The sequence below is a fragment of the Variovorax atrisoli 110B genome (assembly GCF_000382045.1).
GTDB lineage: Bacteria > Pseudomonadota > Gammaproteobacteria > Burkholderiales > Burkholderiaceae_C > Variovorax > Variovorax atrisoli.
In genome coordinates this window covers 103,999-123,902 of sequence record NZ_KB907465.1, presented here as the reverse complement: position 1 = coordinate 123,902, position 19,904 = coordinate 103,999, and the positions used below count along the sequence as shown (strand labels likewise).

Below are 19,904 nucleotides of genomic sequence, written 5' to 3'. Positions count from 1 at the left end.
CGCAGCCTGGCCCAACGCTCCGCTGCAGCAGCCAAGGAGATCAAGACCCTGATCGGCGACTCGGTCGAGAAGGTCGAGGAAGGCAGCAAGCAGGTCGAGGAAGCCGGCCGCACCATGGACGAAATCGTGGGCAGCGTGAAGCGCGTGACCGACATCATGGGCGAGATCACTGCTGCGAGCCAGGAGCAGACCTCCGGCATCGAGCAGATCAACCAGGCCATTACCCAGATGGACCAGGTCACGCAGCAGAACGCCGCTCTGGTCGAAGAGGCTTCAGCAGCGGCCCAGTCGCTGCAGGAGCAGGCCGGCAGCCTGGTGCGCGCGGTCAGCATCTTCAAGCTCGACGCGAACGCCGTCGCCACCGTGCGCCCCGGGTTCACGCGCATCACGCCGATCCCCAAGCCGGCCAAGCCTGCACCGAAGCCGCCCGCCAAGGCGCTGCCCACGCGCAAGCAGCCCGCGGCCGCCCCGCAGCTCGCCATGGCCGGCGACGACAAGGGCGACTGGACCGAGTTCTGACGCGCAGGGCCCTCAACTTTCGGTGGCAGCCGCCGATATAGACAAAGAGGCGCCGGCGCGGCCGGTGCCAATCGACTTACACCTCTCATCGACAGGCAGAGCCATATGTCCGGAAGTTTGTTCTACACGGGTCTCAGCGGCCTCGGCGTCGCCCGCTCGGCGCTGATGACCACGGCCCACAACACGGCCAACGCCTACACCGCCGGCTACAGCCGCCAGGTGTCTGAGATCGCGACCGGCAGTGCCATCGCCAGCGGCTCCGGCTTCATCGGGTCGGGCGCCAACGTCTCGACCATCTCGCGCAGCTATGACCGCTACCTGACGGCGCAGCTCTCGTCGGCGCAGTCGGCCTCGGCCGCGCTGGCCACCAACAGCACGCAGATCAACCGCATCGATACGCTGCTTGCCGACAAGACCTCGGGCATCGCACCGCTGATGCAGAGCTTCTTCACCAGCATCCAGGGCGTGGCCAACACGCCGGCCGACCCGGCCGCGCGCCAGCAGATGATCAGCTCGGCGCAGGCGCTGGCCAACAAGTTCCGCGCGACAGACCAGTACCTGTCGGACCTGAACTCCTCGGTCAACGAGCAGATCGTCGGCAGCGTCGACCAGATCAACACCTACGCGAGCAAGATCGCCAGCCTCAACCAGCAGATCAGCCAGATCAGCGCCATGGCCGGCGGCCAGCCGCCCAACGACCTGCTCGACCAGCGCGACCAGCTCGTGAGCCAGCTGAGCCAGGTGGTCGACGTGAAGGTGCTGCAGCAGGACAACGGCAAGTACAACGTGTTCATCGCCACCGGCCAGTCGCTGGTGGTGGGCGACTACGCCTCGACGATGGCCGCGGTGAACTCCGCCGCCGACCCGACGCGCAAGGCCGTGGCCCTGCAGGGCTTTGCCGGCAACACGGCCGAGCTCCCCGACGGCGCCATCACCGGCGGCGTGCTCGGCGGCCTGCTGTCCTTCCGCAACGAAACGCTCATCCCCACGCAGAACGCAATCGGCCGCCTCGCCATGTCGGTGTCCGACACGGTGAATGCGCAGCACAAGCTGGGCGTGGACCTGAACGGCGCCCTGGGCAAGGACTTCTTCACGCAGTCGGTGCCGGGCGCGATCTCCAACAGCAGGAACACGGGCAACCTGCAGCTCGACGCGACGCTGTCCGACGCGTCGAAGCTCACGACCAGCGACTACAGCGTGAACGTCACCGACGTGGCCGGCACGCTCACCTACACGGTCACCCGGCTTTCGGACAAGACCTCGATGGGCAGCTTCACGACCTTCCCTATCACCTTCGACGGCGTGAGCCTCTCGGCGGGCAGCGGCACCGCGCAGGCGGGCGACTCTTTCCTGATCCAGCCCACGCGCACCGGCGCACGCGACCTCGACGTGCTGACGCGCGACGCTGCCAAGGTGGCGGCCGCATCGCCCGTCATCACCGGCAAGGCCGCGGGAAACAAGGGCTCCGCCGCGCTGGGCGCGGCCACCGTGGACGCGAGCTATCCGTCGACGCCGCTGGCCGGCACGGTCACGCTGAGCTTCGATGCGGCCTCCGGCAACCTCTCGGGCTTTCCCGCGGGCTCGCCGGTGACGGTCACGCTGGCCGACGGTACCAGCACCACCTATGCGGCCGGTGCGCCCGTGCCCTACACCGCCGGCGCGAAGATGAGCTTCGACGGCATCACCGTCAGCATGACCGGCGCTCCCGCGCAGGGCGACACCTTCACCATCGGCAACAACACGGCCGGCGTCTCCGACGGCAGCAACGCGCTGCTGCTGGGCGCGCTGCAGCGCAAGACCACCATGGCCAACGGCACCGCGACCTTCAACGGCGCGTACTCGCAGATCGTGAGCGACGTGGGCAACCGGGCCATGGCGGTCAAGGTGGCGGCCACCACGCAGGACAGCGTCACCAGCCAGATCAAGGCCAGCCAGCAGGCCATCTCGGGCGTGGTGCAGGACGAGGAAACCGCCAACCTGCTGATGTTCCAGCAGATGTACCAGGCCAACGCGAAGGTGATCCAGACGGCATCGACCATCTTCGACACCATCCTGGGCATCCGGGGCTGAGCCCGCCGGCAGCTTATCCAGGCTCTTCAAAGACAAAGATTCAAGGCAAGGCAGGCACAGCGATGCGCATCAGCTCCCAATCCTTCTACGAACAGAACGTCATGGCCATGGGCCAGCAGCAGCAGCGGCTCTTCAGGGTGCAGCAGCAGTTGTCGACGAACTCCAAGTTCCTCACCGCCGGCGACGACCCGGTGGCCGCGGCCCGCTCGCTGGGAGTCAGCCAGTCGCTGTCGGAGATCTCGCAGTACGCCACCAGCCGCCAGCGCGCGGCGCTGTCGCTGTCCACCGAGGAGAACGCGCTCAACTCGGTGACCTCGATCCTGCAGAACATCAAGACGCTGACGGTGGCCGCAGGCAACGGCACGATTTCGGATGCCGACCGCGCCTCGCTCGCCACCACCATCCAGAGCGCCTACGACCAGCTCGTCGGCGTGGCCAACACCGACGACGGCAACGGGCAGTACCTGTTCGCCGGCTTCAAGAGCGGCTCGCCGCCGTTCGTGGCGACGGCCGGCGGCGGCGTGCAGTACGTGGGCGACCAGGGCCAGCGGCTGATGCAGGTCGACGTGGCGCGCCAGATGCCCACCTCGGACGACGGCCGCACCATCTTCCAGTCGGTGCAGGGCAGCGCGGGCTACGTGGCCTCGGCCGCCGCCGGCAACACCGGCACGGGTGTGTTCAGCCCCGTGAGCGTGACCAACACCACCGACCCCAACTACGGCAAGGACTTCACCATCACCTTCACCGCCACCGACTACACGGTGACGACGAAGGACACGCCCCCCGTGGTCGCGGCCACGGGCCCGATCTCGCCGAACACGCCGATCTCCTTCGGCGGCGTGCAGATCAAGTTCACCGGCACGCCGGCCGCGGGCGACAGCTACGACGTTTCCACCGCGAAGAACGCCGGCACCGACGTGTTCGCGGCCATCGGCGAGCTGGTGACCGCACTGCGCACGCCGCTGGCCGGCGGCGGCGCGGCCGCGCAGGCCAAGCTGCAGAACGCGTTGAGCACCGCCAACGCCAAGGTGACGAACGCGCACGACAACGTGCTCACCGTGCTGTCGTCGGTCGGTTCGCGCCAGAGCGAGATCGACGCGCTGGACTCGGGCGGCGCGGCGCGCAAGCTGCAGGAGGACGCGTACCGGTCGTCCATCGAGGACCTCGACCCGTACAGCGCGATCGCCGAGTTCTACCAGCGGCAGACGTCGCTGCAGGCGACGCAGATGACCTTCGCCAAGCTCAACAGCATCTCGCTGTTCAACTACCTGTAGCGCATCGGGAGGACCGCCGCTGACCCGGCCTGGCGGCCTTCGAGCAAACAAGGGGAGCTCCCGGAACGCCGCGGCCGGCGGCGTGAACGTGTGCCGCGCGCGGTACAGGCGCAGGCACGAGGATTAGATGGATGTCCGCGACGGCGCGGACAGCATGACGCGAAAACCTGGGAGCACGAGCGTGTGGGAATTCGTTCTTTCCGCGTGGAAGGCCGAGCTGGTCAACTATCCCATTCTGCTGATGCAGTCGGCGGCGATGCTGGGCGTTTTCAGCCTGGTGCTGATGCTGTCGAAGACGTCGGAAGCGGTGCTGCACACGCGCGCCAGCTTCTACGGCTGGACGATGGGCCTGACCGGCTTCGTGCTGCTTGCGATGGCGTTCCAGCTGATGAATCTGCCGTCCAAGCCGTACATCGGCTCCGACCTGCTCTTCATGGCCGGCCTGCTGGGCGGCTGGCGCGGCGGGGGCATCTGCTGGGCGCTTCTCGTGGGCGGCCGGTTCCTCTTCGGAGGAGCGCACCAGGCACCCGCGTTCTTGCTCGACATGTCCATGCTGGTCCTCGGCGGCATCGTCATGCACTACCGCATCGGCCACAAGCCGATCACCTCCTTCGACTGGCGCGACGTGCGCAACGCATGGCTGGTGCGGGTGGCGTTCTCCATGCTCGCCACCGGGCTGATCCATGTCTTCGCGCTGGTTCCTGCGCACGTCAACGCACGCGTCTTCGCGCTTCGCATCCTCGGCTGCACGCTGTCGCTGCTGATCATCGGCTGCATGCTTGCCCTGCTGCGCAGGGACGCGAGGGAACGCGAGTCGCACGCCCGCGCGCTGGCCATGTCGCGCACCAACCTGCTGACGGGGCTGCCGAACCGGCTTGCGCTCGGTGAATTCCTCGAGGAGCTGCTGGTGATCGACGCCAGGCAGCATGTGCTGATGACCTTCCAGGTCGCGAACCTCAAGGAGATGGTCCGCGCGCTCGGCCACGACTGGACGGACCATTTCTGGGGGCAGCTTTCCTCCAACCTCACCCGGGGCCAGGCGGGACGGACGCTCGAAGCCTTCAACCCGCGCAGCTACCAGCTCAGCGATCTTTCGCTGACCGTGGTGCTGCAGGGCGCGTCGCTGGAATGGATGGAGCAGGAGCAGATGGCGCCGAGGGTGCAGGCGGAAGTGGTGGCGACGCTGCGCAACACCCACGTCGCCTACATGCAGCTGCAGCTGCGCATCGGCGTCTCGAACGTGCGGATGGAGACGCACGTCAATGTCGCCTCGATCCTGCGCGATCTGAGCCTCGCGCTGCACAGCAACGAGCAGATGGTGCGCTACTTCCATTCGTCGTTCGCGGACCAGTCCGAAAAGGACGAAGACGTGCGCCGCCAGCTGATCGACTGGATCCATACGGCGAACCCGCCGATGCAGTACCAGCCCAAGTTCCACCTGATGACGCGCCACGTGTGCGGGGCCGAGGCGCTGCTGCGGGCGCAGTCGGTGAAGCAGCAGCCGCTGGCGCCGCCCTACGTGATCGAGATCGCGACCCGCCACCAGCTGCTGTCGCAGTTCGAGTGGTGCACCCTGGAGGTGGTCGCGCGCGACATCAAGCGCTGCCTCGCTGCCGGCTACCCGATACCGCTGGCTGTCAACATCTCCGCGACCACGCTGACGCTGCCGCGCTTCGGCGATCGCGTGCTGGCCTTCCTCGACCTGCTGAGCGTGCCGCCGCGGCTTCTGTTCATCGAGATCACCGAAAGCGGGCACGTGCCCGACGTGGAAACGGTGCGCGCCAACATCGTCGTGCTGCAGCGCGCGGGTGTGGGCCTCTCGCTCGACGATTTCGGCACCGGCTATTCGGCCTTGACTACGCTGGCGACCATCCCGTTCACGGAGGTGAAGATCGACCACAGCATGATTGCGCGTATCGATCAGCCGCGTATGCGAGAGGCCGTCGCGCTCGCACTGGAGAGTGCGACACGCTACAACGCCACGCTCGTCGCGGAGGGTGTGGAAACCGAAGCCCAGTCGGCGCTTCTGTTGGAGATGGGCGTGCTCTATGGCCAGGGCTATCTCTTCTCGAAGGCGATTTCGATGGACAAGCTGATCCACATGACCCGTCGCAAAGGTGCGTTCTGTGCGGATGGAACGCTCCGGAGCCCCAAGCCGGCAGGACTCTGAGGCTAAGTGCAGGCTCTTTCGCACGGCCTCCGGACCGCTCGAACGGCGAGAACCAAAATGTTGCAGGTCTCCGATCATGATCATTTGCTACCCATCCGTCGAAGAGCGGGCCCGGCTTGAAGACTTTCTTCGGCTCATCAAGCCGATCTCCGTGGGTGTCCAGGCGCTCGGGTTGCTGTCTTGGGGCGTGGCATGGTGGCTCGCTGACCCGGGCTATCGATACGTGGCCTGGCACCTGGTGCTGCTCGCATGCTGCGTTGCGCTCTGCATCGCCGGAAGCTGTGCGACACGGTTCCTGTCGCTCTTCTCGATCGTTTCCGTCTGGCTGTTGTGCCTGGGTTTTTCGATGCTCATGGAAAAGAGCCCCGATCGCGCAGTGTGGGCAATCTCCATGAGCGTGATGGTCTCGGTGGTGAGCGCGCCGCTCTTTTCCCGGTTGAGCCTGCTGGCGCTCGCGAGTTCGGGGGCGTGGCTGATCATGGGACGAGGCGAATGGGTAGGCACTCCCCATGGCCTGGACGCCGGCTGGACCTTGCTGATGCCCTGCGGGACCATCATGATGGGTCTGCTGATGAACATCATCTTCACGACCCTGCATCGCGAGAGCCTGCGGTTGCGGCAGGAGCTCGAACAGCTTGCCTACAAGGACATGCTCACGGGCATGGCCAACCGCCGCAAGCTGCTGGCCGACGCCCGGCAACTCCACGAGCAAGGGCAGATCGGGGACGGATGCTTCCTGATGATCGACGTCGACGACTTCAAGAAGATCAACGACGACTTCGGGCATGCGGCCGGCGACCTGGCGCTGCAGCGCGTCGCGGCGGTGCTCAGGGAGGTCGCGCTCGACAATGTCTGTGGCAGGCTCGGCGGCGAGGAATTCGGCATCTTGCTTAAGGGTGGCGGCACGGCGCATGCGCAGTCGATGGCGGAGCGCATCATCGGCCAGGTGCGCGGCATCCGCATCGAGGGCCGCCTCGTCACGGTCAGCGTGGGCATCTCCGGCGTGGGCCGCCATCGTGCTGCGTCCGAGCTGATGCGCGAAGCCGACGTGGCGCTGTACGAGGCCAAGCGCATGGGCAAGAACAGGTTCGCGCTGCACGGCGCGGCTTGACCCGCGGCGGTGCGGGCGGGCATGCCGTCAACTCCATAATGCGTCGCCTCCAACGGAACCCGAAGCTGAAACCTCATCCCGCATGACAACTTCCCAAGACCTGACCCCTCTGCTCCTCGACGCCCTCGGCAAGCGCATCGACGATCCGGCTGCCGTCCGTCTGGCCGAAGCCCTCGGCAAGAAGCCGTTCAAGAACGCGACGCCGAGCAACAGCCCCGACATCGTCAATCGCAAGCTCGGCATCGAGGTCGGCACCAGCATGAATCTCAGCACTCGCTCGCATTTCCCGCCGCGCAAGGAGGGGCGCACCTGGGTGACCTGGGTCTCCCATGCCTTCGTCTATCCCAACTTCCGCGGCTCGCTGCCCGGCGGGTTCGACTGGAAGATGGATGACGCGGCGCTCAGCTCGCGCTTCATCCGGCGTGTCGAAGGCATGGTCGAGGAAGTGCGCTTCACGCTGCCGCCGCCGCGCGAAGGCCTTCGGGCCAAGGTCACGGTCGATTCGGACGGACTGCCGGAAGTCCTGCTGCTGGGCGTCGCCGAGGAGGAGACCTACGCGACCGTCTACCCCGACAGCAAGCCGGAGCATTCCGTGGAAGATGCCTTCTTCGCAAGCTGGTGCGCATTGAACGGCATCCTGCGGGAAGACCGCGTTGCTGCCGGACGACTCGATGCGCTGCGCCAGCGGGAGCTGTCACCCCTGGGCTTCCTGTCTTCCGGCCTCGACGGACTGCTCTGGGAAAACGACGTGCGCCCGGAGCATGCGGCGTTCTGCCATGCCTACATGAACCGTCTGATGCAGCCGGGGGAGGCATCCGCTCTTCCCGACACGGAAGAGATATTCGGCGACAGCAACAACTGGCGCAAGCCGGGCGAAGCGATGACGCAGGACACCTGGGAGAACTACGACCGCATCGCGCCGCGCTATGCGCAAAGGCTGGCCCAATGGGGCCGGGGCGAGATACGCTCCAAGGTCGACTGGCCGGACCAGCCGGCTGCATCGGCCTGAGCCGGGGATGTGCCCGGGCTCCTGCGCTGACCCCCTCAGGGCCGCAGGCCCTGCGTGAAGCGCAGCATGCCCGCGATGCCCTGCGCGAACCGCGGCTCCAGGAAGGCGCCGAGGTTCGGCATCAGCAGCTGCAGCATGAAGATGCCCGCCAGCAGCGTCAGCGGAAAGCCCACCGCGAAGATGCTGAACTGCGGCGATGCGCGGTTCAGGATGCCCATGGCCAGGTTCAGGGTAAGCAGCGCGGTGATGAGCGGCAGCGACAGCATCAGCCCGCTCGCGAAGATCTCGGCGCCGCCGAGCACCAGGTACATCCATCCGCCGGAAGCCAGCGGCGCATCGGCCACGGGCAGGGTCTGGAAGCTCTCGGACAACGCGTTCACCATCAGCAGGTGTCCGTCGAGCGCCAGGAAGATCAGCATCGCGAGCATGTTCAGCAGCCGCGCCACCACCATGGTGCTGCCATGGCTCATGGGGTCGAAGAAGGAGGCGAAGGACAGGCCCATCTGCAGGCCGATGTATTCGCCGGCCGCCAGCACCGCCGCGAACACCAGCCGCATGCTGAAGCCCATGGCCGCGCCGACCAGCACCTGCTGCACGATGATCCAGACGCCGCCCGCGGATACCACCGGCACGGCGGGCATCGGGCCGATGGCGGGAGAGACGACGAGCGCGAGCATCGCCGCCACGGCCACCTTCACCTGGCGTGGCACCCAGGGCTCTCCGAACACCGGCGCGGTGCTCACCAGCGCCAGCATGCGCACGAAGGGCCAGAGGAAGGCGACGATCCAGCCCTCGAGCTGCGCCGAGGTGACCGAGATGATCGACGGCGTCACGTCGCGAGCGTGCCGTCAGGCCAGCAGCTGCGGAATGCTGGCGAACAGGGCGCGCATGTAGTCCAGCATGCGGTCGAGCATCCACGGCCCCGCGATCACGAAGGTCGCGAACACCGCGAGCAGCTTCGGGATGAAGGAGAGCGTGGCCTCGTTGATCTGCGTGGCGGCCTGGAAGATGCTCACGATGAGGCCGATGATCAGCGCCACCAGCAGCAGCGGCGCGCCGATCAGCAGCGAGATCTCCATGGCCCGGTGGCCCATGGTCATGACGGATTCGGGGGTCATCTCTGCATGGGCCCTATAGATAGAAGCTCTGCGCCAGCGCGCCGATCAGCAGCTGCCAGCCGTCGGCCAGCACGAAGAGCATCAGCTTGAAGGGCAGCGCGATGGAAGCCGGCGGCACCATCATCATGCCCATGGACATCAGCACGCTCGCCACCACCAGGTCGATGATGAGGAAGGGGATGAAGATGGTGAAGCCGATCTGGAACGCGGTCTTCAGCTCGCTGATGACGAAGGAGGGCAGCAGGATGCGCAGCGGCACGTCTTCGGGGCCCTGCATCTCGGGCACCTTGGCCAGCCGCGCGAAGAGCGCGAGGTCGCTCTCGCGGGTCTGCTTGAGCATGAAGGTCTTGAAGGGCGCGATGCCGCGCTCCATCGCCGCCTCGGCGCTGATCTTGTTCTCCGAGAAGGGCTTGTAGGCATCGCTGTAGGCCTTGTCGAGCACCGGGGCCATCACGAAGAAGGTGAGGAAGAGCGACAGGCCCACCAGGATCTGGTTGGGCGGCGAGGTTTGCGTGCCGATGGCGGTGCGCAGCAGGCCCAGCACGATGAGGATGCGCGTGAAGCTGGTCATCGACAGCAGCAGCGCGGGCAGGAAGGTGAGCGAGGTCAGCAGCACCATGGTCTGCACGCTCAGCGACCAGGTCTGGCTGCCGCCGGGGCCGGGCGTGCTGGTGATGCCGGGCAGGCCCTGGGTCCATGCGGCTGCGGGCACCAGGGCGGCGGCGAACAGCAGCAGCGCGGCGCGCAGGCCGCGGCGCAATGCGGGTCGGGTCATGGGGCGGGATGTTGCTGCTGCTGGCGCGGCGGCTGCGCCTTGCCGGTGAGCGATTCGCGCAGCTTGCGGGCGAAGAGTTCGACGGGCGTCGCGATGCCCGCGGGCAACGAGGCCGTCGCGCTGCCCTGGGGCTGCGCCTGTGCCTGGGCCGGCAGCGTGTGCAGGGTGTTGACCTGGTGCGGCGTGACGCCCAGCACCAGCCAGGTGTCGGCCACCTCGACCACCACCACGCGCTCGCGCTGGCCCACGGCCGCGCTCGACACCACCTTCACGAGGTGGCCGCCGCCCAGCCGCTGCAGGCCGAAGCGGCGCGCGAGCCAGGCGCACAGGAAGATCAGGCCCACCACCATCGCCATGCCGAAGCCCGCCTGCAGCAGGCCCGAGGCGCCGACGGCGGCCGGCGCCACCTCGTGGACCGGCGTGGACACGGTGGGAAGGCTCATGCGCGTGCGAGCTTCTGCATGCGCTCGGAGGGGGTGACGATGTCGGTCAGGCGGATGCCGTACTTCTCGTTCACCACCACCACCTCGCCCTGCGCGATGAGATAGCCGTTGATCAGCACGTCCAGCGGCTGTCCGGCCAGCCCGTCGAGCTCCACCACCGAGCCCTGCGAGAGCTGCAGCAGGTTCTTGATGGTGATGCGCGTGCGGCCGATCTCGGCGGTGAGCTGCACCGGCACGTCGAGCACGCGCGCGATGTCCACCGCGTTGGCGCCGCTGCCGGCCGCGAGAGGCGCCGCGGCGGGCGCGTCCTGGATCGGCTGGAAGACCTGCGCGGCGGCGGGTGCCACGGCAGGGGCTGCTGCGGCGGTGGCGGCCGTCTGCTCGGCCAGCGCGCTGGCCCAGTCGTCCGCGTCGCTGCCGGCGGAGGAGGTGTTGTCAGTCATGTTCGTTCTTCAGGTCGCTGTCTTGATGGGTGATCATGTTCTGCACGCGCAGTGCATAGCGTTCGTTGGAGATGCCGTAGCCGCACTCCATCACCGGCACGCCGCCCACCTTGGCGACGACCGTCTCCGGCAGCTCGATGGGGATCACGTCGCCGGCGCGCAGCTTCATCACCTCGCCGATGGTCGAGGGCATGCTCACGAAGTCGGCCACCAGCTCCACGTCGGCCGCCTGCATCTGGCGCGACATCTGCGTGACCCAGCGCTTGTCGACCTCGACTTCGTCCTGGATCGGGTTGGACAGCAGGTCGCGGATCGGCTCGATCATCGAGTAGGGCAGGCACACGTGCAGGAATCCACCCACGGGGCCGAACTCGATCTGCAGCGTGGTGTTGATCACCACCTCGTTGGGCGCGACGATGTTGGCGAGCTTGCCGTGCATCTCGGCGCGCACGTAGTCGAAGTTCAGCGGGAACACCGGCTGCCAGGCGTCGCCGTAGCACTGCAGCGACAGGTCGAGCAGCCGCTTGATGATGCGCTGCTCGGTGCGGGTGAAGTCGCGGCCTTCCACGCGCACGTGGTAGCGCCCGTCGCTGCCGAAGAGGTTGTCCACCACGAGGAACACCAGCTTCGGGTCGAACACGAAGAGGGCCGTGCCGCGCAGCGGCTTCATGTGGATCATGTTGATGTTCGCCGGCACCGGCAGGTGCCGCACGAACTCGCCGAACTGCTGGATCTGCACCGGCCCCACCGAGATGTCGGGGCTGCGCCGCATGAAGTTCAGCAGCGCGCTGCGCAGGCCGCGCGCGAAGCGGTCGTTGATGACCTCCAGCGTGTGCATGCGGTTGCGCACCACGCGGTCGGGCGCGCCGAGGTCGTAGGCGGGCAGCCCGTCCTTCGGCGGTGGAGGAGGGGGCGCCTGGTCGACGTCACCGGTGACGCCTTGCAGAAGCGCATCGACCTCGTCCTGCGAGAGCACCTGTTCATACGCCATGGATCGCTTGCCGTCCGGAGGATGGTGTCGTGGTGCTCACTGCACGACGAAGATGTTGAACGAGACGCTGGAGACGCCCAGCTCGGGCGTCTGGGGCGTCAGCGGGGCGTTCAGCGCGCTGCGGATCTCCTCCGCCAGCTTGGCTTTCTGCTCCGGGGTGACCAGCGACTCGGGCGCGCGGTTCGACAGCTGCACCAGCAGCCGGCTGCGCAGCTCGGGCATGAACTCGACGATCCGCGCCTTCGCCTGCTCGTCGCGCACGCGCAGCGCCATCCCGATCTGCAGGAAGCGGCTGCGGCCCTCGGACTGCAGGTTCACCGTCAGCGGGTCCAGCATGACGAAGATGGGTTTCTCGGGAACCGGCGGCTTGGCCGTTTCCGTGGCGGCGGCGCCGGTGAAGCGTGGCAGCAGGAAATACGCGGCGGCGCCGGCCGCTGCGAGAACGCCGACGGCCAGCACGAGTCCGATCAGCAGCTTCGACGAGCGGCGCGGCGCCGGCAGCGTGGCGGTGGCCGGTGCGGCATTTGCGACAGATGTTGGGGGAGCCATGGTGAAACGGTTTTTCTTGTCCGGTCTATTCTTTTCGAAGTCCCTCGCTGACGAACGGCCGAACAAGCGCACAAAGGCGTTTCATATCCGTTCATTGCGATGTGCCGTTCGAGGCGGCGGCATCGCCGGGCGGGGCGTAGATGTGTTGCTGCGTGCCTTGCTGCCTCAGGCGAAGGTGTCCACGCCGGAGCGTGAGGCGGCAGCGGCGGTGGCGCGCGCGGCGGCGATGGGGGCGGCCTGCGCATCGGCTGCAGGGCGGCCGGCGCCGGGGTAGGTGGAGCCGGCCTGCTGCCGCGCCGCGTTCTGCTGCTGGCCTTGCTGCTGCTGCGCGAAGGCGGCGTCGTTGCCGTTGGGCTGGCGCGCCTCCGCACCCACCGAAGCCTGGCCGAGCGTGATGCCCTGCTCCGACAGCGAATTGCGCAGCTGCGGCAGCGCGGCCTCCACGGCCTTGCGCACGCTTTCATGCGCCGAGACGAACATCGCCTGCGCCTGGTTGTCGCCCATCGACAGCGTGACCTTCAGCGGGCCGAGGCCGGCCGGGTTCAGGTTGAGCTCGGCCGTGTGGTGCCCGCTGGCGCTCATGCGCAGCAGCTGCTGGCCCAGGGCCGGCGCCCATTTGTCGCTGCCGACTTCGGGTGCGATGGTGTGGGTCGGGGGGCGTGCGGCTGCCGCGGCGTCGCCCGCGCGCTCCGATGAGTAGGCGGCTGCCTGCGCAACCGGCTGCTGCAACGCGACCGGATCGACGGCAGCCTGGGTGTCCACGCCATCGACCGGCGCGGCCGACGGGCTTGCGGCGACGGCGGACTGGGCGGCCTGCGCACCGGCTGCTGCCGAGGGCTGGGCCGCTGCGGCCAACTGCTCGGCGGTGGCGGAACCCGCCGGGGCGCGCGATGCGGCGGCGCGGCCGGCCGCGGCGGTGCCCACCGGCGGTCCCGCGGGAGCGGAAACCGGCTTCGCGAACCCGACCGACATCGTCTGCGCGGCGATGGCGGCGCGGGCGGTCTCGTGCAGGGATGCGGCGGGCTCGGCGTCCGCCGGCATCGGCGCAGCAGCCTGCGCGGCAGCTGCGGAAGGCTTCTGTGCCGCGGCTTCCTTCGCGGCCTTGGATGCCGCTGCCGCAGCTGCGTCGGCGGGGTCCTGTGCATCGGCGGCAGTGGCGGTGGCGGCCGTGGTCGCTCCGGCCTTGGCCGAAAGCGCCTGCAAGGCCGGGTCCAGCGCGACATCGACCGCGGCGGCGTCGGCTGCAGCTGTCTTCGCGAGCCCGTCCGCCGGACCGTCGCCTGCAGCCTGCGCCGCCGAGCGGCCCGCCAGCGTCAGCGCGTGCAGCGGCGAATTCGGCTGGCCGAGGAAGGCAAGGTTCGGGTCGGCGAGCGTGGCGTCTTCCTTCTTCGTGTCGTCGTCCGCGCCGGGTTTGCGCCCCGCCTTGCGATCGGCGGCGGCCACGGCCGTGGAGCCGTCCTTCGCGGCCGCGTCGGCACGGGTTTCGCCGTTCGAGCGCGAGCGCTCCAGCGCCGCGCCGAAGCTGAGTCCCTGCGCATCGTCGGTGCCGCGACCGCGCGAGGCGGCCGGCGCGGCTGCCGGCTGTGCGGCGGCATTCGTCGTGACGGGGGGCATGATCATGGAAGGCATGTCGGTTCCTGCGTGCGGGCTGTTTTTCTCAAAGGGTCGGGTGCGAGGCGCGGTCGAAGAACTTGCGCGCCGCGCGTTCGTCGCTGTCGCGCTGCTCGCGCTTGGCCTCCGCCATCATTTCCTGCATGCGCACGCGCTCGGCCAGCGTGTCGAAGGAGCTCAGGCGGCGGCGCTGCTGCTGCCAGTCGTCGCGGCCGTGGTCCAGCCGGGTGCCGGTCTGGGCGGCGATGGCGCGCTGCTGCTCGATGGCGTTGTCCAGCGTGCCGAGGAAGTTGCGGTAGTTGCGCCACTGCGAGGAGGGCAGGCCGTCGCGCATCAGGGCGTCGAGCTGCTCGTGGTAGTCCTGCCGGTACTGCAGCAGCAGGTCGAGCTTCTGGCTGGCGTCGAGGTGCGCGTTCTGCAGCGCGCCGAGGCGCCGCGCGGCGTCGTCGGTCTGCGTGTGCGCCAGGTCGATCAGCATGCCGAGAGGGAGCTTGCGTGTCATCTTGTGCTTCTTTGCGGAGTGGTTGTGCGCGGCTCGCCCTCGAAGAGGCTTTCCAGGCGGGCGATGGATTCGGCGTAGTCCGTGCGCTCGTCCATCGACTGCTGCAGGAAGCCTTCGATGCGCGGGTACATCGCGATCGCCTGATCCAGCTGCAGGTCGTGGCCCGGCGCGTAGGCGCCCACGCTGATGAGGTCGCGGTTGCGCTGGTAGCGCGAGAGCATCTGCTTGAAGCGGCGCACGGTGTCGAACTGCGACGAGGGGATCAGCGCCGTCATCGCTCGGCTGATCGAGGCCTCGATGTCGATGGCGGGGTAGTGCCCGGCCTCGGCCAGCGTGCGCGAGAGCACCACGTGGCCGTCGAGGATCGCGCGCGCCGAGTCGGCGATCGGGTCCTGCTGGTCGTCGCCCTCGGAGAGCACGGTGTAGAAGGCGGTGATGGAGCCGCCGCGCCCGTTCGCGTCGCGCGCGCCGTTGCCCGCGCGCTCCACCAGCGCCGGCAGCTTGGCGAACACCGAGGGCGGATAGCCTTTGGTGGCGGGCGGCTCGCCCACGGCCAGCGCGATCTCGCGCTGCGCCATCGCGTAGCGGGTGAGCGAGTCCATGATGAGCAGCACGTCCTTGCCGCGGTCGCGGAAGTACTCGGCCAGGCAGGTCGCGTAGGCCGCGCCCTGCAGGCGCAGCAGCGGCGAGTTGTCGGCCGGCGCCGCCACCACCACCGCACGAGCCAGGCCCTCTTCGCCCAGCGTGTTCTCGATGAAGTCCTTCACCTCGCGGCCGCGCTCGCCGATCAGGCCGACCACGATGACCTCCGCGCTCGTGTAGCGCGCCATCATGCCCAGCAGCACGCTCTTGCCCACGCCCGATCCGGCGAACAGGCCCATGCGCTGGCCGCGGCCCACGGTGAGCATGCCGTTGATGGCGCGCACGCCCACGTCGAGCACCGAGTCGATGGGCGCGCGCGTCAGCGGGTTCACGGGCGGCGAGCTCAGCGGCACCTTGCGGGCCATGTCGAGCGGGCCCAGCCCGTCGAGCGGCCGGCCGGCTGCATCGACCACGCGGCCGAGCATGCCCTCGCCGACGGGCAGGCGCTTGGTGTGGACGTTGCCGCCGCCGACGGTTCCGGCCGCATCGGGCTCGGGCGCGCCGGGCCGCGCGTAGACGCGCGCACCGGGCAGCAGGCCCGCCACTTCGGTCTGGGACATGAGGAAGAGCCGGTCGCCCGCGAAGCCGACCACTTCGGCTTCGGCATGGCGCTGCGGATGGCCCGGCGGCAGCTCGATCAGGCAGTCGCTGCCCACGGGCAGCTGCAGGCCCACGGCCTCGAGCACCAGGCCCACGGCGCGCGTGAGCCGGCCCGAGGCGATGGTGGTCTCGCAGCCGGCGACCTTGGCGCGCGCCTTCTCGAGCGCGGCGCGCACCGACTGCAGGTGGGGGTTGGGGGCGGCGGCCTGCATGGCGGCGTTCACCGGACTTCGGGCCTGCCGTCGGCTTCGCCGTCGAGGGCTGCCGCTACGCGCTTCCAGCGCGTCTCGAGCGTGCCGTCGAGCTCACCGGTGGCCGATTGCACACGGCAGCCGCCGCGGGTGATGGTGTCGTCCGCGCGCATCTGCCAGCCGGCGGCCTCGATCTCTTCGCCGAGGCTGCTTCTGACCAGCGCCACGTCGTCGGGGTGCAGCAGAAGGCGTGGCTCGCCGCGCAGGGCCGGCTCGGTGTTGAGCAGGTCGCGCACAACGGGCAGCACCCATTCGGGCTCGGCCTTGAGGGTGCGGTGTACCACTTGGCGCGCCACGTCGAGCGCAAGCGCGAGCACCGTCTGCGAAAGCTCCTCTTCCGCGCGGCGCAGCGCATCGGGCAGCGACCGGGCCAGCGCGCGCAGGCGCTCGGCATGTGCAGTCGCAGCCGCGAGACCCGTGGCCAGGCCTTCGGTGTGGCCCACCTTGCGGCCTTCGGCAAGACCAGCGGCGCGGCCCTCGGCCTCGCCGTCCATGCGCGCTTCCCTGCGGATGCGCGCGAGGTCGGCCAGGTCGACCTTGGGGGCGGGCGGCGGCGACGGTGGCGGCGCGGTGTTGCGGCGCTCGGCGTTCCTGCGGGCCGCGGGCGTCGACATGGAGGCACGCGGGCTGCCGTCGATGGTGCCCATCTCCCAGCGCTCCCACGCCGACAGCGCGGGCGGAGCCGCAGGCGTGCGCCCGGTGCGCGGCCCGCCGGCTGCCTGGCGCGCGGCGGCGTGGATGGCGGCGAGCCGCTCGCGCGAGTCGCCGAACTCGCCGGAGCCGCCGAAATTGCCGTTGGAATCAGACGAACTCATCGGTGCCAGGCGTCGCGATCACGATTTCGCCGGCCTCCGCCAGGCGGCGGGCGACCTGCAGGATGGCCTTCTGCTCGGTCTCGACCTGCGACACGCGCACAGGTCCGCGCAGCTCCATGTCCTCGCGCAGCGTCTCGGCGGCGCGCTGCGACATGTTGTTGAGGAACTTGTCGCGCAGCTCCATCGGCGCGCCCTTGAGCGCGATGATGAGCGAGTCGCTCTCGATGTCCTTGAGCAGGCGCTGGATGCTGCGGTCTTCCAGGCCCAGCAGGTTCTCGAACACGAACATCTCGTCGACGATGCGCTGCGCCAGCGCCTCGTCCTGCTCTCGCACGTGGGCGATGGCTTCTTCCTCCACGCTGGTACTCATGAGGTTGACGATCTCGGCCGCGGTGCGCACGCCGCCCAGGCGGCTGCGGCGCAGGCCCTGGCCGGCGAGCATCTCGGTGAGCACGTCGGTCAGCTCGTTGAGCGCCGAGGGCTGCACGCCGCCGAAGGTGGCCACGCGCATGATCACGTCGTGGCGCAGGCGCGCGGGCAGCTTCTCGAGCACCTCGGAGGCCTTCATGCGGTCCAGGTGCACCAGCAGCGTCGCGAGGATCTGCGGGTGCTCGTCGCGGATGAGCTCGGCCACCTCGCCGGCCTCGAGCTCGTTGAGGCGCTCGATGCCGCCGCGCGGCTCGTCGGGCTGCAGGATGTCCTCGAGCAGGTTGCTGGCACGGTCCTCGCCCAGCGCCTTGCGCAGCACCGCGCGGATGTAGCTGGTCGAGCCCAGGTGCAGCGCCGAGAGCTGCTCGGTCTCCTGGCGGAACTCGGACAGCACCTCGGCCAGCTCCTCCTTGGAGACGGAGGTGAGCTTCGACATCGCGAGGCCGAGCGCCTGCACCTCGGAGGTGGGCAGCTGGTGCAGCGCGGCCGCGGCGCGGTCCTCGCCCAGCGCCATCAGCAGGATGGCGCTCTTGCGGATTCCCTGTTCGCTACTCATCGTTGTTCATCCAGTGCTGGATCAGCGCCGCGACCACCTTCGGGTCCTTGTCGGCGATCTGGTGGGCGTATTCCATGTCGGCCTTGCGGCGGTTGGCCTCGCGTTCGCGCAGGCTCTCCTCGGCGGCCGCGGCGCTCTCGTTCGGCTCTGCCGCGGCCACCGGGGCATCGGCCAGCGGCGCGACGGGGATGGGTGCCGGCGCAGGCGCCAGGTGCTTGCGCATCAGCGGACGCAGCACCGCGAACCAGGCGAAGAGTGCGAGCAGCGCGTACAGCAGGTACTGGCCGGCGGTCTTGGCGAGCTCGATGTTCTCGCGGTCGCGCCAGTACGGCACCTCGGGCGCGGGGGCGCTGTCGGCGTCGCGGGCGAAGGCGCTGTTCACCACGTTGAGCGAGTCGCCGCGGTCCTGGCTGAAGCCCATCGCTTCCTTCGCGAGGTTGCGGATCTGCTCCAGCTCGGCCGGCGTCAGTGCGCGGCTCGTCGCCTTGCCGCCCGCGTCGACGGCGTCGCGGTTGTTCACCACGACGGCGACCGACAGCCGCTTCACGCCGCCGGCAGCCTGCTGCACGTGGCGGATGGTGCGGTCGAGCTCGTAGTTGGTGGTGGTGTCCTTGCGCGTGCTGCTCGGGCCGGTGGAGGCCGTCGAGGCGGTCGAGGCGGTGGACGTGCCTGGGGCTCCCGGTGCGCCGGGCGTTCCCGGCGCCGGCGGCGTGCCGGGGGCGTTGGGCGCCCTGGGGCCGGTGATCGGCGCGGTCGGGTTCACCGGCGGCTGGTTCGACAGCGCGCCGGGCACGCCGCCGGGCTGCCCGCCGCCGTTCTGGGCCGACTCGCTGCTCTGCTGGCTGCGCACGGCGGCCTGCGAGGGGTCCTGGTTGGGCTTGAATTTCTCGTCGGTGTGCTCGACCACCGAGAAGTCGATGTCCGCCGCCACCTGCGCGCGCACGTTGTTCGCGCCCACGATCGGCTGCAGGATCGCCTCGATGCGGCGGATGTAGCCCTGTTCGATCTCCTGCGCGTACTTGAGCTGGCTCACGTCCAGCCCGCGGTCGGTGCCGCGCGCGGAGGAAAGCAGGTTGCCGCGCTGGTCGACCACGGTCACGCTCTTGGCGTCGAGGTCGGGCACGCTGCTGGAGACCATGTGGACGATGGCGCTGACCTGGCCTTCGTCGATGCTGCGCCCGCGCGCCAGCGCGAGCACCACCGAGGCCGAGGGCTTCTTCTGGTCGCGCACGAAGAGAGAGGGCTTGGGCAGCGCCAGGTGAACCCGGGCCGACTCGATGGCGCCGATGGATTCGATGGAGCGCGCCAGCTCGCCCTCGAGCCCGCGCTGGTAGTTGACCTGCTCGGCGAACTGGCTGGTGCCGAACTTCTGGTTATCCATCAGTTCGAAGCCCACGCCGCCGGCCTTGGGCAGGCCCTGGGCCGCGAGCTTCAGGCGCGTCTCGGCCACCTTGTCCCCCGCGATCAGGATCGCGCCGCCGCCGTCTGCGAACTTGTAGGGCACGTTCATCTGCTGCAGCGACGCGATGATCGCGCCGCCGTCGCGGTCCGACACGTTGGTGTAGAGCACCTTGTATTCGGGGCCGCGGCTCCACAGCATGAAGGCCGCCGCGGCGGCCACCAGGGCCGCGCCGCCGATGATCAGCGGCAGCCTCGGCTGTGCGCGAAGGCGTTCGAGCAGGGGCGGCTGGCCGTCGCCGGCCTGGGGCAGCGCACCCGCGGGCGCAGCCGTGCTCATGGATGCACCCTCGTCGCGGCCATCGCCATGGTGAGAGAGGAATTTCGGTTTAGAGATTTCATTCCGGGTGGCCGGTGATGTCGTCCGCGGCCTGTTCGTTTCGCGGACGATTGTCAGCAGTCACCCGGAATTCGAATGGCCGAACAGCCGGGGTTTTTGCCCTCAGTTGCGCGCTTGAATCGGGGTCTTCCCTTGATACGCTGCGAGCCAGCCGGAGGGCCTTGCACCCTCCATGTCAAGTCAACCGTAAGTGTTCGGGCCAAGCCCGGGCAGAGACAGATCCAGGAA

19 protein-coding genes are annotated in these 19,904 nt (G+C 68.9%); 6 read left to right on the top strand and 13 right to left on the bottom strand.

Features of this window, described 5'->3' with window-relative positions:
* The 6 genes from G369_RS0130805 to G369_RS0130775 all read left to right on the top strand — a co-directional run.
* On the top strand, positions 1 to 519 hold a 519-nt coding region (locus G369_RS0130805), incomplete at its 5' end, for a methyl-accepting chemotaxis protein (RefSeq protein ID WP_019657929.1).
* A 105-nt stretch (positions 520 to 624) separates the two neighbouring features.
* The gene (gene flgK, locus G369_RS0130800) at positions 625 to 2,589 is read left to right on the top strand and encodes a flagellar hook-associated protein FlgK (protein WP_019657928.1); all 1,965 of its coding nucleotides are present in this window, start codon (positions 625 to 627) and stop codon (positions 2,587 to 2,589) included.
* A 62-nt stretch (positions 2,590 to 2,651) separates the two neighbouring features.
* The gene (gene flgL / locus G369_RS0130795; protein ID WP_019657927.1) at positions 2,652 to 3,863 is read left to right on the top strand and encodes a flagellar hook-associated protein FlgL; all 1,212 of its coding nucleotides are present in this window, start codon (positions 2,652 to 2,654) and stop codon (positions 3,861 to 3,863) included.
* A gap of 154 nt (positions 3,864 to 4,017) precedes the next feature.
* Complete coding sequence (locus G369_RS36590) at positions 4,018 to 6,033, top strand: EAL domain-containing protein (RefSeq protein WP_165924589.1); 2,016 nt, start codon at positions 4,018 to 4,020, stop codon at positions 6,031 to 6,033.
* Positions 5,996 to 7,144: a GGDEF domain-containing protein gene (locus tag G369_RS37845; protein ID WP_080647940.1), complete on the top strand. Its 1,149-nt coding sequence runs from the start codon at positions 5,996 to 5,998 to the stop codon at positions 7,142 to 7,144. Before G369_RS36590 ends, G369_RS37845 begins: the two co-directional genes overlap by 38 nt.
* An 82-nt stretch (positions 7,145 to 7,226) precedes the next feature.
* Positions 7,227 to 8,153 (top strand): DUF7832 domain-containing protein, encoded by a 927-nt coding sequence (locus tag G369_RS0130775; protein ID WP_019657923.1) that lies wholly within the window; start codon positions 7,227 to 7,229, stop codon positions 8,151 to 8,153.
* A gap of 35 nt (positions 8,154 to 8,188) precedes the next feature.
* Here the strand turns inward: G369_RS0130775 and fliR are convergent, their stop codons facing one another.
* From fliR to fliF, 13 genes are all read right to left on the bottom strand, one after another.
* Positions 8,189 to 8,974 (bottom strand): flagellar biosynthetic protein FliR, encoded by a 786-nt coding sequence (fliR, locus tag G369_RS0130770; RefSeq protein ID WP_026346774.1) that lies wholly within the window; start codon positions 8,972 to 8,974, stop codon positions 8,189 to 8,191.
* Positions 8,975 to 9,001: 27 nt separating this feature from the next.
* A complete protein-coding gene (fliQ, locus tag G369_RS0130765) occupies positions 9,002 to 9,271 on the bottom strand; it encodes a flagellar biosynthesis protein FliQ (RefSeq protein WP_019657921.1) in 270 nt (89 codons plus the stop codon).
* 13 nt (positions 9,272 to 9,284) lie between these two features.
* Complete coding sequence (fliP, locus tag G369_RS0130760; protein ID WP_026346773.1) at positions 9,285 to 10,046, bottom strand: flagellar type III secretion system pore protein FliP; 762 nt, start codon at positions 10,044 to 10,046, stop codon at positions 9,285 to 9,287.
* On the bottom strand, positions 10,043 to 10,489 hold the full coding sequence (gene fliO, locus G369_RS0130755; RefSeq protein ID WP_019657919.1) for a flagellar biosynthetic protein FliO: 447 nt from the start codon (positions 10,487 to 10,489) through the stop codon (positions 10,043 to 10,045). The genes fliP and fliO overlap by 4 nt, the downstream gene beginning before the upstream one ends.
* On the bottom strand, positions 10,486 to 10,932 hold the full coding sequence (fliN, locus tag G369_RS0130750) for a flagellar motor switch protein FliN (RefSeq protein ID WP_019657918.1): 447 nt from the start codon (positions 10,930 to 10,932) through the stop codon (positions 10,486 to 10,488). The genes fliO and fliN overlap by 4 nt, the downstream gene beginning before the upstream one ends.
* Entirely contained in the window at positions 10,925 to 11,923 is a 999-nt protein-coding gene (gene fliM / locus G369_RS0130745; RefSeq protein ID WP_019657917.1) for a flagellar motor switch protein FliM, read from the bottom strand. Before fliM ends, fliN begins: the two co-directional genes overlap by 8 nt.
* Positions 11,924 to 11,959: 36 nt before the next feature.
* Positions 11,960 to 12,472, bottom strand: coding sequence for a flagellar basal body-associated protein FliL (gene fliL, locus G369_RS0130740; protein WP_019657916.1), 513 nt, complete (start codon positions 12,470 to 12,472; stop codon positions 11,960 to 11,962).
* Between the two features lie 165 nt (positions 12,473 to 12,637).
* Positions 12,638 to 14,101, bottom strand: a complete 1,464-nt coding sequence (locus tag G369_RS0130735) for a flagellar hook-length control protein FliK (protein WP_020723374.1) — start codon at positions 14,099 to 14,101, stop codon at positions 12,638 to 12,640.
* Between the two features lie 28 nt (positions 14,102 to 14,129).
* Positions 14,130 to 14,585, bottom strand: coding sequence for a flagellar export protein FliJ (gene fliJ, locus G369_RS0130730; RefSeq protein WP_019657914.1), 456 nt, complete (start codon positions 14,583 to 14,585; stop codon positions 14,130 to 14,132).
* On the bottom strand, positions 14,582 to 16,039 hold the full coding sequence (fliI, locus tag G369_RS0130725) for a flagellar protein export ATPase FliI (protein WP_038116407.1): 1,458 nt from the start codon (positions 16,037 to 16,039) through the stop codon (positions 14,582 to 14,584). The genes fliJ and fliI overlap by 4 nt, the downstream gene beginning before the upstream one ends.
* Before the next feature lie 8 nt (positions 16,040 to 16,047).
* On the bottom strand, positions 16,048 to 16,893 hold the full coding sequence (gene fliH / locus G369_RS36580; RefSeq protein ID WP_019657912.1) for a flagellar assembly protein FliH: 846 nt from the start codon (positions 16,891 to 16,893) through the stop codon (positions 16,048 to 16,050).
* Positions 16,880 to 17,878 carry a flagellar motor switch protein FliG gene (fliG, locus tag G369_RS0130715; protein ID WP_019657911.1) on the bottom strand — a complete coding sequence of 333 codons (999 nt, stop codon included), beginning with the start codon at positions 17,876 to 17,878 and terminating at the stop codon, positions 16,880 to 16,882. Before fliG ends, fliH begins: the two co-directional genes overlap by 14 nt.
* Positions 17,871 to 19,616 carry a flagellar basal-body MS-ring/collar protein FliF gene (gene fliF, locus G369_RS0130710; protein WP_019657910.1) on the bottom strand — a complete coding sequence of 582 codons (1,746 nt, stop codon included), beginning with the start codon at positions 19,614 to 19,616 and terminating at the stop codon, positions 17,871 to 17,873. The genes fliG and fliF overlap by 8 nt, the downstream gene beginning before the upstream one ends.
* Positions 19,617 to 19,904: the final 288 nt, after the last annotated feature.

Excerpts from the sequence above, each read along its gene's own strand:
- G369_RS0130775 (WP_019657923.1), top strand. The coding sequence starts at position 7,227 with ATGACAACTTCCCAAGACCTGACCCCTCTGCTCCTCGACGCCCTCGGC.
- fliO (WP_019657919.1), bottom strand. The coding sequence starts at position 10,489 with ATGAGCCTTCCCACCGTGTCCACGCCGGTCCACGAGGTGGCGCCGGCC.
- fliL (WP_019657916.1), bottom strand. The coding sequence starts at position 12,472 with ATGGCTCCCCCAACATCTGTCGCAAATGCCGCACCGGCCACCGCCACG.
- flgK (WP_019657928.1), top strand. The coding sequence starts at position 625 with ATGTCCGGAAGTTTGTTCTACACGGGTCTCAGCGGCCTCGGCGTCGCC.
- G369_RS37845 (WP_080647940.1), top strand. The coding sequence starts at position 5,996 with ATGGAACGCTCCGGAGCCCCAAGCCGGCAGGACTCTGAGGCTAAGTGC.
- G369_RS0130735 (WP_020723374.1), bottom strand. The coding sequence starts at position 14,101 with ATGCCTTCCATGATCATGCCCCCCGTCACGACGAATGCCGCCGCACAG.
- fliI (WP_038116407.1), bottom strand. The coding sequence starts at position 16,039 with ATGCAGGCCGCCGCCCCCAACCCCCACCTGCAGTCGGTGCGCGCCGCG.
- fliM (WP_019657917.1), bottom strand. The coding sequence starts at position 11,923 with ATGGCGTATGAACAGGTGCTCTCGCAGGACGAGGTCGATGCGCTTCTG.
- fliJ (WP_019657914.1), bottom strand. The coding sequence starts at position 14,585 with ATGACACGCAAGCTCCCTCTCGGCATGCTGATCGACCTGGCGCACACG.
- G369_RS36590 (WP_165924589.1), top strand. The coding sequence starts at position 4,018 with ATGACGCGAAAACCTGGGAGCACGAGCGTGTGGGAATTCGTTCTTTCC.
- flgL (WP_019657927.1), top strand. The coding sequence starts at position 2,652 with ATGCGCATCAGCTCCCAATCCTTCTACGAACAGAACGTCATGGCCATG.
- fliP (WP_026346773.1), bottom strand. The coding sequence starts at position 10,046 with ATGACCCGACCCGCATTGCGCCGCGGCCTGCGCGCCGCGCTGCTGCTG.
- fliF (WP_019657910.1), bottom strand. The coding sequence starts at position 19,616 with ATGAGCACGGCTGCGCCCGCGGGTGCGCTGCCCCAGGCCGGCGACGGC.
- fliQ (WP_019657921.1), bottom strand. The coding sequence starts at position 9,271 with ATGACCCCCGAATCCGTCATGACCATGGGCCACCGGGCCATGGAGATC.
- fliH (WP_019657912.1), bottom strand. The coding sequence starts at position 16,893 with ATGAGTTCGTCTGATTCCAACGGCAATTTCGGCGGCTCCGGCGAGTTC.
- fliN (WP_019657918.1), bottom strand. The coding sequence starts at position 10,932 with ATGACTGACAACACCTCCTCCGCCGGCAGCGACGCGGACGACTGGGCC.
- fliG (WP_019657911.1), bottom strand. The coding sequence starts at position 17,878 with ATGAGTAGCGAACAGGGAATCCGCAAGAGCGCCATCCTGCTGATGGCG.